General features: G+C 63.8%; 16 protein-coding genes. 8 read left to right on the top strand and 8 right to left on the bottom strand.

What is annotated here, in order from left to right; genetic code table 11:
* Positions 1–191 (top strand): hypothetical protein (locus ACESLR_RS10165; protein ID WP_373067210.1); only part of this gene is annotated, 191 nt, incomplete at its 5' end.
* Between the two features lie 61 nt (positions 192–252).
* Here the strand turns inward: ACESLR_RS10165 and hypA are convergent.
* From hypA to ACESLR_RS10185, 4 genes are read right to left on the bottom strand one after another with little or no spacing between them, the layout of a single operon-like run.
* A complete protein-coding gene (gene hypA / locus ACESLR_RS10170) occupies positions 253–636 on the bottom strand; it encodes a hydrogenase maturation nickel metallochaperone HypA (protein ID WP_373067243.1) in 384 nt (127 codons plus the stop codon).
* 1 nt (position 637) lies between these two features.
* The gene (locus tag ACESLR_RS10175) at positions 638–1,762 is read right to left on the bottom strand and encodes a nickel-dependent hydrogenase large subunit (protein ID WP_373067217.1); all 1,125 of its coding nucleotides are present in this window, start codon (positions 1,760–1,762) and stop codon (positions 638–640) included.
* The gene (gene hybE, locus ACESLR_RS10180) at positions 1,749–2,282 is read right to left on the bottom strand and encodes a [NiFe]-hydrogenase assembly chaperone HybE (protein WP_373067222.1); all 534 of its coding nucleotides are present in this window, start codon (positions 2,280–2,282) and stop codon (positions 1,749–1,751) included. The genes ACESLR_RS10175 and hybE overlap by 14 nt, the downstream gene beginning before the upstream one ends.
* Before the next feature lie 4 nt (positions 2,283–2,286).
* The gene (locus ACESLR_RS10185; RefSeq protein ID WP_373067227.1) at positions 2,287–2,574 is read right to left on the bottom strand and encodes a HypC/HybG/HupF family hydrogenase formation chaperone; all 288 of its coding nucleotides are present in this window, start codon (positions 2,572–2,574) and stop codon (positions 2,287–2,289) included.
* 270 nt (positions 2,575–2,844) lie between these two features.
* Here ACESLR_RS10185 and ACESLR_RS10190 point away from each other — a divergent pair, with 270 nt between their 5' ends.
* From ACESLR_RS10190 to ACESLR_RS10215, 6 genes are read left to right on the top strand one after another with little or no spacing between them, the layout of a single operon-like run.
* Positions 2,845–3,306 (top strand): HyaD/HybD family hydrogenase maturation endopeptidase, encoded by a 462-nt coding sequence (locus tag ACESLR_RS10190; RefSeq protein ID WP_373067232.1) that lies wholly within the window; start codon positions 2,845–2,847, stop codon positions 3,304–3,306.
* Positions 3,303–3,743 carry a hydrogenase expression/formation protein gene (locus ACESLR_RS10195; protein ID WP_373025824.1) on the top strand — a complete coding sequence of 147 codons (441 nt, stop codon included), beginning with the start codon at positions 3,303–3,305 and terminating at the stop codon, positions 3,741–3,743. The genes ACESLR_RS10190 and ACESLR_RS10195 overlap by 4 nt, the downstream gene beginning before the upstream one ends.
* Before the next feature lie 60 nt (positions 3,744–3,803).
* Positions 3,804–4,871 (top strand): hydrogenase small subunit, encoded by a 1,068-nt coding sequence (locus tag ACESLR_RS10200; RefSeq protein WP_373025826.1) that lies wholly within the window; start codon positions 3,804–3,806, stop codon positions 4,869–4,871.
* Entirely contained in the window at positions 4,868–5,521 is a 654-nt protein-coding gene (locus ACESLR_RS10205; protein ID WP_373025827.1) for a nitrate reductase, read from the top strand. Before ACESLR_RS10200 ends, ACESLR_RS10205 begins: the two co-directional genes overlap by 4 nt.
* Positions 5,518–6,885, top strand: a complete 1,368-nt coding sequence (locus tag ACESLR_RS10210; protein WP_373025829.1) for a (Fe-S)-binding protein — start codon at positions 5,518–5,520, stop codon at positions 6,883–6,885. Before ACESLR_RS10205 ends, ACESLR_RS10210 begins: the two co-directional genes overlap by 4 nt.
* Positions 6,882–8,621 (top strand): nickel-dependent hydrogenase large subunit, encoded by a 1,740-nt coding sequence (locus tag ACESLR_RS10215; protein WP_373025831.1) that lies wholly within the window; start codon positions 6,882–6,884, stop codon positions 8,619–8,621. The genes ACESLR_RS10210 and ACESLR_RS10215 overlap by 4 nt, the downstream gene beginning before the upstream one ends.
* Before the next feature lie 224 nt (positions 8,622–8,845).
* Here ACESLR_RS10215 and rfaH read toward each other — a convergent pair whose 3' ends face one another.
* Entirely contained in the window at positions 8,846–9,352 is a 507-nt protein-coding gene (gene rfaH, locus ACESLR_RS10220) for a transcription/translation regulatory transformer protein RfaH (protein ID WP_373025832.1), read from the bottom strand.
* A 195-nt stretch (positions 9,353–9,547) separates the two neighbouring features.
* Here rfaH and ACESLR_RS10225 point away from each other — a divergent pair, with 195 nt between their 5' ends.
* Positions 9,548–9,676, top strand: a complete 129-nt coding sequence (locus ACESLR_RS10225; protein WP_373025838.1) for a hypothetical protein — start codon at positions 9,548–9,550, stop codon at positions 9,674–9,676.
* 147 nt (positions 9,677–9,823) lie between these two features.
* On the opposite strand, the gene ACESLR_RS10230 is transcribed toward ACESLR_RS10225, so the two are convergent.
* The 3 genes from ACESLR_RS10230 to ACESLR_RS10240 form a co-directional block, all read right to left on the bottom strand.
* Complete coding sequence (locus ACESLR_RS10230; protein WP_373025833.1) at positions 9,824–10,873, bottom strand: dimethyl sulfoxide reductase anchor subunit family protein; 1,050 nt, start codon at positions 10,871–10,873, stop codon at positions 9,824–9,826.
* A gap of 26 nt (positions 10,874–10,899) precedes the next feature.
* Positions 10,900–11,595 carry a 4Fe-4S dicluster domain-containing protein gene (locus ACESLR_RS10235; RefSeq protein ID WP_373025834.1) on the bottom strand — a complete coding sequence of 232 codons (696 nt, stop codon included), beginning with the start codon at positions 11,593–11,595 and terminating at the stop codon, positions 10,900–10,902.
* 68 nt (positions 11,596–11,663) lie between these two features.
* Positions 11,664–12,592 (bottom strand): molybdopterin oxidoreductase family protein (locus ACESLR_RS10240; RefSeq protein WP_373067237.1); only part of this gene is annotated, 929 nt, incomplete at its 5' end.

The following is a 12,592-nucleotide window of genomic DNA, read 5'->3' on the forward strand; positions in this document are numbered from 1 at the left end:
CCGTGCGCGTGGTCATGCGAATGTGCATGCCCATGGGCGTGCTCATGACCGTGAGGATGCCCATGATCGTGTGGCGTCTTGCCCTCGATCCGCGTCTCGCCCTCACCGCAACCGCATACCGTACACATCGTCGCCATACTCCGGATTTTGTTGCTGCCGCGCAGGGCGGCAATCGCAATCGCTTTACGTGACCCGATCACCACAAAGTCAGATCGGGAAAGAACCCATCGACATGCTCGATCGCATGGCGCCTCAACGTCTGAAACCCATTCCACCGGGGCGCTCCGGTGCGGCCGCTGCCCCCCCGTCGACCTCCAGGTCGACCACGCGCATCTCCATGCCGCCCGTCGCGCGCACCCGAAAGCCGCCACAGGCCGGACAGTCGGCGTACAACGACGCGATCGGAACGGTCGTTGCGCAATCCATGCACCAACCCTCGCCGGGCGCGGCCTCGATTTCAAGGACCGCACCCTGCGCTCGGCTATTGTTCTTCACGGCATCGAAGGCGAAGCGCAGGGCCTCCACCTCGACCCCCGCGAGTTCACCAATCTCCAGCCGCACTCGTAGTACGCGCCGAAAACCCCGGTTCGCGGCCTGATCCTCGATAATACGCAGAATTCCTTCGGCCAGGGACATCTCATGCACGAGACACCTCCAGTTCATGGCGGACGCAGGGATCCAGTGCCATCACGTGAAGCCTCACGCGCTCCTCCAGTTCCTGTTCTCCACCGGCCTCCATTCCCAGCAGCCCCTCCCGGCAGGCACCCTGCGGGTGGAAGTTCCACTCGGTGGGCGCGACGATCCGGTAGTCCGCGATCCTGCCCGCTTCCAGCCGAACCCAATGCATCAGCACTCCGCGTGCCATTTCCACGCTGACCACCGCGGCATCCTCGTCCCGCCACCCGGTCAGTTCTCCCATGGCCGGCCGGTGGTTCTCGAGCGCATCCAGCAGACGTTCCAGTTCGAACACCCTCGCCACAACCCGCGTCCAGGCATCCATCGTGGGCCCGGAAACGCGTCGTCCATCATTGAGCCTGGCGCCGCCAGAACTCCGCGCAGCGGGGCCCATCTCGAACACCTGGCCGGCAACATCGGGCCGCCAGTGATAGTCCGGGTCCGACCGCAGTCGCCGAGCCGCATCGGCGAGGAGCCATTCGGCGCACCCGCTCGGCAGCGGACTGAAACGGGCTCGGCCAACACCTTCGAGTCGCCCGGCCAGGCTCCGCAGCAGTCCGGCAAGCGGGGTGTCGGCGTGCTCGATCCAGGCCTGAAGAGATTCGGGCACACTCGCATCGATCCGGGCCGGCCGGGCCGTTCCGAACAGGGCATCCCGGGTCTGCCGGGCCCACCCGGCGGCCATATCCCGATCTTCGAGCAGGCCCTCACGGGCGGACAGTAGTGATTTCACCGGCTCGGGGAAGGGCTCGAAGCCCGCCGCCTGTGCCCAATCGAGGCCCAGGCGCCAGAGGTGTTCGCGGACCGTCTCGAGGCGCAGACGCTCGCGCCAGGGCTGGGTCGCCGGGGGATCCAGCTCACCGGAGGTCGTCAGTGCCTCCAGCGCCATGGCCGCCACCCCCTGAGCATCGCCGCAAATGCTGTACAGGCGCGGCAGGATTACCGACGCGTCGACCAGCTCCCGCCCGTGCAACAGGGACTGCGGTTGTGGACGCCGCGAGGTCACGCGCGCGGCGTCCACGCGCGCGCCATCCCAGACTACCTGGATCCGGACGCTGCCCTCGACCGGGACGTCAGCGCTTGCCATCACGCCATGCGCCGCGCAGAAACCGCCGGCGGTCGACCGCGATGTCGACCGGACCACCGCTCGCGCGAATGGCTCGACCCTCTTTCATCGGCAGACGGCTCCAATCCGCATCCCCGGACTCGGTGGTCTCCCCCAGCAGCAAACCGAGGGTCTCGTTGGCAACTGCCCGGGCCGTCAACTGATCCGGAAACTGCAGAACGGGCGAGAACAGGGAGCAGGATTCGAAGGCGCCAAATCCCACCTCCGCCGCACCCACGAAGTCGACCTCGCCCACCGGCAGCGTGCGGCTACCGACATGCCCCTCCGACAAGGCCGCCCCCACGGGCAGGTGGATCAGGTTCATCGACCACGGGGTGATCAGCACACCCAGTCGCCCGGTCCGGTCGGGCAGTTCGCCAAATCCGAGGGCTTCCACGTCAAGAACCGGGTTGCACAGCGCCATCGCCCGCATCCTCTGTTCCTGAACGAGTTGGAATGACGTCTCGAGCCGGCGTCGGACATGTACCGCAGGCGGTTCCATAATCCTAGCGTGGCGGGCCCGTTTCCGACGGGAGCTCCAGATCCGCGAAGTACCCGTCCAGGTCGCGCTCGCCACGCTGCATCGCCTCCAGACCACACACGGCTCGATCGATCTGCTCCGCCTCTTCGGGACTCAGGATCTCGCGGGCATGGTCGATCACCGCCAGCACCCAGGTCCCGGCCGGCTGCGGGCCCACCAGCATCATGTTCAAGTGTCGGCGTTCACCGCGACGCTCGCACAGCGCCACGAATTCACCAGGCTCCACCACCCGCATCGGAATTCCCAGACACATCCCGCCTTACCTCGCGCACCATTGTCCTTTCGCCGGGAGAAATGCGATGAGCGAAAGGACCCCGTCGGATATTAACCACCAGAGGGCGGTAACACGGCTAATGGTAGCGTGTCACCTACCAATGCAGTAAAGTCGAATAACCTTGTAGAGTCGGGATTTAGTACATCTCCAGTGGCTGTTCAGAGGGCGGGGCCCGCCCAAGGACGGAAGATGCTCGCCCAGCAACGACCCGATGTTCCTCCGGCGTCTCCCGAAGTTGGGCAGGCGTCCGTGCTCATCCTGGGCATCGGCAACACCCTGCTGACAGACGAAGGCATGGGCGTCCACGTCGTCCACGAGCTTTCCCGCCAGTACGCCGGCCAGTCGGATGTAGAGTGCATGGACGGTGGCACCATCAGCTTCATGCTCTCCGGCCCGATCGTCAGCACCCAAAACCTCATCATCGTGGATACCGCGGCGCTGGATGCCCCCCCGGGCACGATCCGGGTATTCGAGGGTCCCGCCATGGACGACTTCGTCGCCCATGGCGGCAAAAGCAGCGTACACGAGGTCAGCGTGGCCGATCTCCTGTCCATTGCCGCCCTGGAAGGCCTGCTACCGGCACGTCGCGCACTGGTCGGGATCCAGCCAGAAAATTTCGACTGGGGCGACTATCCGACCCCCGCGGTCGCCCGCGCGATTCCCGCTGCGTGCGAAGCGGTCGACAACATCCTGCGAAGGTGGCAGTTATGAGCCTGCAAGATATCCCGGTACACATCGACCTCGATCCGGCTCTGACCAAAGACGACGGCGTAAACACCGCCATGGTCATGGCCCTGTTGCAGGAAATTTCCACCCACCTGCGAAGCGTCGCCGAGGGTGGCGAGCGCCAGGTGGTCGAGCTCGGCAATCTACCCCTCAGCGACGCGGACATCGAGCTCCTCGATAGCAAGCTGGGTCGCGGCGAGGTCAGCGCAACCATCACAGCCTCCGGTCCTTCCGAGATCCACGAGACAGCTTTTCCCGGTCTTTGGTGGGTCAAGTATTTCAATGATGCCGAATCCCTGGTGAGCCAACAGCTCGAGATCGGACCGGTTCCGATGATCCTGGAAGCGCACCCGGTCGACATTGAAGACAGCGCGGAGCGTTTCCCGGACCTGTTTGGCTCACTGGAGACCACACAACAGTAAGCAAGAAGTGACCCACACAAACAGTAGTGCAAGCCGAAGGGGCCACCCCAAGGGGACTACATGAAAGACCAAGACCTCACGCTGGGCGAAGAACTGCGCCGCCAGGGCATCAGTCGACGCTCGTTCCTGAAATTCTGCGCCGCAGTCGCTTCGTCGATGGCGATTCCGGCCAGCATGGTGCCAGCCATGGCCGAGTCGCTCGCCCAGGCGCGCCGACAGTCGGTCATCTGGATGTCGTACCAGGAATGCACGGCATGCATCGAGTCCCTGACCCGTTCCTACACGCCGACCCTGGAGTCGATGCTGTTCAACTTCATCTCCCTTGACTACCAGCACGCCTTGCAGGCGGCAGCCGGCCGTCAGGCCGAGGAAGCCCTGCATCAGGCCATGGAAGACAACTGGGGTGAATACCTGGTGATCGTGGACGGCTCCATCCCGGTCAAGGACAACGGTGTCTACTCCACCGTCGATGGCCACACGAACCTCGAATCGATCAAGGAAGTCGCCGAAGGCGCAGCCGCAATCATCGCGATCGGGACCTGCGCGTCCTTCGGCGGTGTGGGCGCGGCCCAGCCCAACCCCACCGGTGCCGTCGGCGTTGACGAGATCATCACGGACAAACCAATCCTGAACGTACCGGGTTGCCCACCGATGCCCGAGGTGATGACCGGCGTCCTGACCAGCTTTTTGTCGTTCGGCCGTCTCCCCGATGTAGACAGCAAGAAGCGCCCCCTGGCGTTCTTCGGCGAGACGATCCACGACCGCTGCTATCGGCGACCGTACTACGACCAGGGCAAGTACGCGAAGTCCTTCGACGACGAAGGTGCGCGCAACGGTTGGTGTCTGTACGAACTCGGCTGCAAGGGCCCGATTACCCATAACGCCTGCGCGACGCTCAAGTGGAACCAGGGGACCAGCTGGCCCGTGCAGTCCGGACATGGCTGCATCGGCTGTTCCGAACCCGACTTCTGGGACAAGGACAGTTTCTACAAGCCGCTCTCTGCCGGCCAGTGGGGCTCCGCCGAGGGCATTGCGATTGCAGCCGCGGCGGGAGCCGCAGCGGGGGTCGCGGCGGCCGTCGTGTCGCGGAAGAACCAGGACAAGCTCTCGGGAGGGAAGAAGTCATGACCTTGCTGGATTTTGCGCGCGGACCGGCGATGCAGTTTGCGATTGTCGTGTTCATCGTCGGCATCTCCTTTCGGCTGGTCGGGGTGTGGGCCCTGCGCCACAAGCCAGACCTCTCCGAACCGCGACAGACCGACGCCTGGAAAGGCGGCCTCAAGGGCCTCGTACAACATGCCTGGCCCTACAAGCCGTTTCGAGCCGATCTCGTGAAGGAGCACATCATTGGGTACGTCATCCATCTGGGGCTGCTCTTTGTGATCTTCTTCTACAAACCCCATGTGCTTTTCTTTCAGGACATTTTCGGATTCGGCTGGCCCGCTCTGCCCAACGGCATCATCACCGCCATCGCGGTCATCACCATCGTCGCGCTGATCATCGCGCTGGTGAATCGGATCACCGACCCGGTGCGGCGCATGCTGTCCAACTTCGATGACTACTTCAGCTGGTTCGTCACCACGCTGCCATTCGTCACCGGGCTCGCGACGGCCGCCAACATTTGGTGGCACTACGAAACCGGGCTTGCCATTCACTTGTTGACCGTCTGGCTGCTGCTGATCTACTTCCCGTTCGGCAAGCTGATGCACGCATTCTGGTTCGGGGTTTCCCGCTACACGACGGGTTCCCGCTTCGCACGCAGGGGAGGCATAGCATGAGCGACGCGACCACCAACGAGATCCCGGTCGATCTGGAATCCAAGCGGCTGTCAGTCACGCGGCCCGATGTCCGTTTCGACAAGCAGGGCGAGATGAGCGATGACGAACGCGTCCAGAAGGCCATGCAGCACTTCGCCAAGGACTTCGGGTACGTGGCCGCCACCTACATGGAGGCCTGCGTCCATTGCGGCGCCTGCGCCCATGCGTGCCCATTCTACGAGGCCAATCCCGACCCGAAGCTGACGCCTATCTGGAAGCTTGAACCCTTCAAGCAGGCCTACAAGCGCGAGGCGGGACCGCTGTCGTTCTTTTACAAGACGCTCAACCTGAAATCCAAGGTCACGGTGGAGCAGCTGGAGGAGTGGCAGGAGCTTCTGTACGACACCTGCACCATGTGCGGACGCTGCACCCTGGTCTGCCCGATGAGCATCGATATCGCGACCCTGGTTGGCATGGCGCGCCACGGCATGTTCCAGGCAGGCCTGGTCCCGCACGAGCTGTACACCGTCACCGAAAAGGCCGAACGCGAGGGCAGTCCGCTGGGAGCGACCCCGAAGGTCTTTGCCGACCGTGTTGAATGGATGGAGGACGAGCACGAAGTCGATATGCCCCTGGACCAGGACCAGGCCGACGTCCTTGTGCTGATGTCATCCATCGAGATCCAGAAGTATCCGGAGTCCATGGCCGCCACCGGCAAGATCCTCAACCAGATGGGCAAGTCCTGGACCTTCCACACGGAAGGGTATGAGGCGACCAACTTCGGGATGTTGTCCGGCAACACCCAGTGGCAGAAGGACATGACCATGAAGATCATCAGCACCGCCGAGAAGATCGGCGCGGAGCTGGTGATCCTCCCCGAATGCGGGCACGCCTATCAGGCACTGCGCTGGCAGGGCGCCAACATGCTGGGACGGCCATTGCCGTTCAAGGTCCAGCACATCTCGGAATTCCTGGCCGAGGCGGTTGAATCGGGCGCTATCCGCCTGAACAAGGTCAACAAGACCGTCGCCTTCCACGACCCCTGTCAGGTCTCACGCCGCGGAGGTGCCACCCCGGCCCCGCGAAAGGTTCTGGACGCACTCGGCGTCGACGTGCGTGAGCCGGAAAGCTCCGGGAACCTGAACTTCTGTTGCGGCGGCGGTGGTGGTGTGATCACCATCCACCGGGCGGATTCCCTGCGCTACAAGATTATGGGCAACAAGCTGGCGCAACTCGATGGAACCGGTGCTGAGATGATGGTGACCAGTTGCTCCAACTGCCGTCAGAACTTCGATGACAGCGGCGAGAAACTGCATTGGGACAAGCAGATGAACAGCCTGCTCGAGCTGGTCGCAGACAATCTTGTTGAGGACACCAAGTCATGAGTGCAGAACGAATCGTTGTCGACCCCGTCACCCGGATCGAGGGCCATTTGCGCATCGAAGCCGAAACGGATGCCGAAGGCAACATCACCGATGCTTACAGCTCGGGGACGATGGTGCGCGGCCTCGAGGTCGTAATGCAGGGGCGCGATCCCCGCGACGCCTGGGCGTTTGCCCAGCGTATCTGCGGCGTCTGCACGCTGGTGCACGGCATGGCGTCGATCCGCTCGGTGGAAGACGCGCTCGACTACCCGATCCCGCCGAACGCCCAGCTGATCCGAAATCTGATGACTGGCGCCCAGTACATCCACGACCACGTGATGCATTTCTATCATCTGCATGCACTGGACTGGGTCGATGTAGTCTCCGCGCTCGACGCCGACCCCAGGGCGACTTCGGAGCTGGCTCAATCACTGTCCTCGTACCGCAACTCCTCTCCCGGCTACTTCGCCGACGCACAGAAGAAGGTCAAGGGGCTGGTGGAGTCCGGGCAACTGGGGATCTTTGCCAATGCCTACTGGGGACACCCCGGCTACAAACTGCCGGCGGAAGCCAATCTGATGGCGGTGGCGCATTATCTGGATGCCCTGGCCTGGCAGCGTGATGTCGCGAAATTGCACGCGGTGTTCGGGGGCAAGAATCCGCACCCGAATTTCGTGGTGGGGGGCGCGCCCACGGCATTCAGCGGCGGACCGGAAGGCGGCGGACAGACGACCCTCAACGACACCGGCCTGAGCATCGTACGCGACGCCATCATCCAGATGCAGGAGTTCGTGGATCAGGTGTACCTGCCCGACACCGTCGCCATCGCCGGCTTCTACAAGGACTGGTTCGAACGCGGCGAAGGTGTGGGCAACTTTCTCACCGTCGGGGATTTCCCGGCACAGGGCCACGGCGACGCGTCCAGCTTCCTCGTCCCCTCGGGCGTGATCCTGGATCGCGACCTTTCGAAGGTGCACTCCATCGATCTGTACGATTCGGACCAGGTCCAGGAATTTGTCGCCCGGGCCTGGTACGACTATGAGGCGGGCAAGGACGTCGGCCTGCACCCGCACGACGGCGAAACCACCCTGAACTACACCGGTCCAGAGGCGCCCTACGACCACCTCAACGTCGAGGGCGACTACTCCTGGATCAAGTCCCCGCGCTGGCGTGGAAAGCCAATGGAAGTCGGTCCGCTGGCCCGCGTGCTGATGCTCTATGCCTCGGGTCACGAACCCACGCAGGACCTGGCCGACAAGACCCTGAGCGATCTGGACCTCCCGCTGGAGGCCATGTTCTCCACCATGGGACGGACCGCGGCACGCACGCTGGAGACCAAGATCATCGCCGACAACATGATGACCTGGTACAACAACCTGGTGGACAACCTGCGTGCCGGCGATCTCAAGACCTTCAACGAGGATCTCTGGAACCCCGGCACATGGCCCCGGCATGCGAAGGGCGTCGGCTTCATGGAGGCGCCGCGCGGCGCCCTCACCCACTACACAGTCATCGACGACGGGAAATTGTCCAATTACCAGGCAGTGGTGCCTACCACCTGGAACGCGGGCCCCCGTGACGCCGAAGGCCAGTTGGGCCCGTACGAGGCAGCACTGATGGACAACCACCAGATGTACGATGTGGATCAGCCCCTGGAGATCCTGCGCACCCTGCACAGCTTCGACCCATGCCTCGCATGCGCAGTACATATGGTCGGCCCCGACCGCAAAGAGGGCGTCACCGTCAAGGTCAAATGACCGGTCCGAGCTGGAGAACCCAACGCGCCTCCAGCCCGAACCCCATCGCGGGGGCGCAGCGTCAACCAACGGCCTCCCCTGCAGCACACACCCGAAGATTCCAGGGTCTCCAGGTCGAGACCACTTCGACCACATCAGGAAGCCAGACAGTTCGTGCGCAGGGGCGATCAAGCTCGGCGCGAGGCAGTCAGCCTACGGCCCGTCAACAGCCCCGGGCCGATAGGTTAAGCAGCGGGCCCCACCGCTGCGGCCGGCAGTTCGACCTCCTGACTCTGGTTCATGATCTGCATGAGAACCATGACGCGCTCGTCGCCGGTTCGGGCTAAAAATAGCGCCTCGTGCCCCTGGAAGGGACCATCGGTAATCGTGACGGGCTGCCGGACGGCGAAATCATCGGTGCGGGTCAGGTCCAGGCAGCCGCTCTCCGGGTCGAGGCGCAGGCGGATCGCCTCGATCACGGGACGGGGTACCGGGACCGGTGCGTGACCAAAGCGGACGAGCCCAAGGACGCCCCGGGTCGAACGAATCGGCGCCCAGTTCTCGTGGCTGTCGCACAGTTCAGTGAAGAGATACCGCGGGAACAGGGACTCGGTCACCGTGGTGCGCCGACCACCGCGACGCGCGGCACGACGGATCAACGGACGGAAGGTGCGATAGCCCTGCCGGGCCAGATTGGCCTCCGCGCGGGCCTCCTCGCGGGGTTTGCAGTGAACGGTGTACCAGTGTTTCAAGGGGCCCTCGCAACGCCACCGGCCGGGCGCCGGGGCGGTATCCGCAATGTACGTCTTGATGATACGCACACGCGAAGCACGGTGGCCAGACGACCGCCCCGATCAGCGCAAGCCGTGATCTGGATCAACTTCGGCGGCACATAGTGGCGCTAGCGTCGAAGGTGCATGGACCCAACCGGAGGAAAGCTCATGCTGATGGAAATCATGTTTCAGTCACCCATTGGGATCCTGACGATCCTGACGCTGGCGGGCATCGTGGCATTCTTCGCGTATGTCGGGTATTTCATCGTTCACGGCATGCACGAGAACGACAAGGCCCGATAACAACAAACGGGGGCCGGGGCGCTCCGCCAACAAAAAAAACGCCAAGGCTTCGGATACCCGCCGCCCTGGCGCGTTTGCTCGATGGCTGGGAGCAACCCCGGAAGCTCCCCGGCGTTCTCGCCGGATCACATCCGGGGCCAGCCGGCATCAGGAGCCCGAACCCCCGGTCGTATCGCCCAGCTCTCCGCGGGGCGCGGCGCCGCGGCGGGTGTCCGCGGCCACTTCCGGCCCGACACGGTTGGGTTCCGCCAGGGAGTCGGTGCAGGTCTGGGCGCCATGATAAAGACGCACGACATGTTTGGCCTCGGCGAAGAACAACCAGCGTTCCATCCCGATCCCGACCAGGCTCGAAACGGCCGCCAGCCAGGCGATGCCGGCGGGGGCGCCGGACAGGATCGACGCGAAGACCAGAACCGGGGCGATGAAGCCGAGCAGGAAAACGCCCATCTTGATGTTGTCGATGGTGTCCTTGCGCGGGTCATAACCGAACTCGTCGGTCAGGAACGTGCCGGCGGTATGACCGGTATCCAGCAGACGGACGGTCGCACGGTTGAAGGTGGTCGCGGTATTGATGGTCGGGCCGTTCACCCGCGAGATCCAGAAGTAGTAGATGCCTTTCAGGACCGCTGCCGCAACCAGCGCAACCATCGCCACACCGGCGTGCATCGTGGTGGCATTGCCAAACACGGCCGCGATGGCGGCAAACAGCGCGGTACCCGTGGCGATGCCCAGCATGATGTAGTTGGCCGGAGTCAGCGCGGTATTCCACTGGCGGATGGTCTTCAGGCAACCATAGATCATGCCCGTGGAGAACAGGGTGACCACGGCCAGCACAGCGGCAATCCCGCCAGCCATCGCCGGCAGCGGGCCGATGGCTGCCCCCTGCAGCAGGACGCCCAGGCCATAGATCCCGGCAAACGGATAGAACAGCACCGCAAACACGGCCTCGCGTGACAGCCAGGAGGTCTTGAAGCGCATGAAGGAACGCCAGGCGTTCTTCTTGTTTGCCAGGTGCCCGGTGGAGAGCATCAGCCCCAGGGTGATCATGCCGAGCGACGCGAGGCCGTGCGCGAGCAGCTCGCCGTGGCTCATCGCCGGACCAATACCCGCGAGATGGAACGCCGCCAGCAGGATGAACAGGCCATAGCCCGCACCCGAGATGACGGTAAACAGGATGACGGAAAATGCCGGATGCATGATGAATTCTCCCGTTCGGGCCGCGCCTAGCGCGCGACCATCTTGTTGACCCAGTCCTTCACCGAGCTGACCAGCTTGTTGGCCCGCACGTCGTCGGTCGGGATGGGGCGGGTGATGCGCGGGGGCAGATAGGTGTTGACCGGCTTGTAGCCCAGCTCCGGCATCTGCTTCACCCCGCCGCGCTCGCGCACCAGACGGCTGACTTCGGAGTTGTCGTCGTCGAAGTCACCGAAGAACCGGGCATGCGCCGGGCAGGTGATCACGCAGGCGGGCTGGCGCTCTTCCGGCGGCAGCTGCTCGTCGTAGATGCGATCCACGCACAGCGTGCACTTCTTCATGACCCCGTCCTCGCGATCCAGCTCGCGGGCACCGTAGGGGCAGGCCCAGGCGCAGTAGTTGCAGCCCATGCACTTGTCCTGGTCGACCAGCACGATGCCGTCTTCCGGGCGCTTGTAGGAAGCGCCGGTCGGGCAGACATTCACGCAGTCGGCATGCTGGCAGTGCATGCAGGACATCGGGATGTTCACGGTCTTGTTGTTGGGGTAGTCCCCGACTTCGTAGTGGCGGATGCGGTTGAACCAGACGCCACTGGGGTCCTCGCCGTACGGGCGATAGTCAGTCAGCGCACCGGTGGTGCCGCTGGTGTTCCACTGCTTGCAGGCCACCGCACAGGCGTGACAGCCCACGCAGGTGTCCATGTCGATTACGAGTCCAAGTCGCATACAGCTACTCCTCAAATTCTCTCGGGCCGCCGGCCTCGGGCCGGCGGCATGGCCCGGGTCCGTGATGCCTACTGTTCTTCGTCCAGCGAACCGCGCGTCAGCACGTCGCGGATGGAGCGATTCAGGTGCACCGGCTTGTGCGCCGCGTAGCGAAGCTGGTCCGGGGCCTCGGACATACCGGGGGCCGGCTTGATCGTGTCGAACTCGGGCCAGGTATTGGGCTCGTCCGGGTCGGCCGGCGTGATCTTGACCTTCAGGTCATACCACGCGGCCTGGCCGGTCACCGGGTCGGAGTTGGTGATGTTGTCCACCGGGTCGCCCTTCTTCGGCAGCAACTCGCTGATCAGGTGATTCATCAGGAAGCCCTTGTTAGACTCGTTGGCGTCCGGCTTCAGACCCCAGGCGCCCTTCTGCTTGCCAATGGCGTTCCAGGTCCAGACGGTGCTGGGCTCGCAGCCCTCGATCAGCTTGACCTGCACGCGGATCTTGCCGTTGTGCGACTCCAGCCAGACCCAGGACATGTCCTCGATGCCCATGGACTGCGCCTTTCCTCGGTTCATGTACAGGTAGTTCTGGGCGCAGATCTGGCGCAGCCAGGCGTTCTGCGAATCCCAGGAGTGGTACATGAACATCGGGCGCTGATTGACCGCGTAGAACGGGTACTCGTCCTCGTCGATGCGCGTCTGCTCCAGCGGCTTGTGCCAGATCGGCAGCGGGTCGAAGAACTGCGTCAGGCGATCCTTGTGCTCCTGCCGGGTCGGCTGCGGGCCGTCATACAGCCCCTGGCCGGCCAGCTTGAAGCGCTGCTGGGTCTCGGAGTAGAGCTCGATCGTGATCGGATCGGTCTTGCCCACCCAGCCGGCGTGCTTGGCCAGTTCCAGGTAGTCCTGGTTGGCGTAGCGATAGAACTGCTGGCTCGGCGCCAGGTGATGCACGAAGAACCCCTGGTTCTCGATGTACGCCTCCCACTGCTTCGGGTTCGGCTCGCCGCGCAGAT

Origin of the sequence: Thioalkalivibrio sp. (assembly GCF_041685615.1) — a bacterium.
GTDB lineage: Bacteria > Pseudomonadota > Gammaproteobacteria > Ectothiorhodospirales > Ectothiorhodospiraceae > Thioalkalivibrio.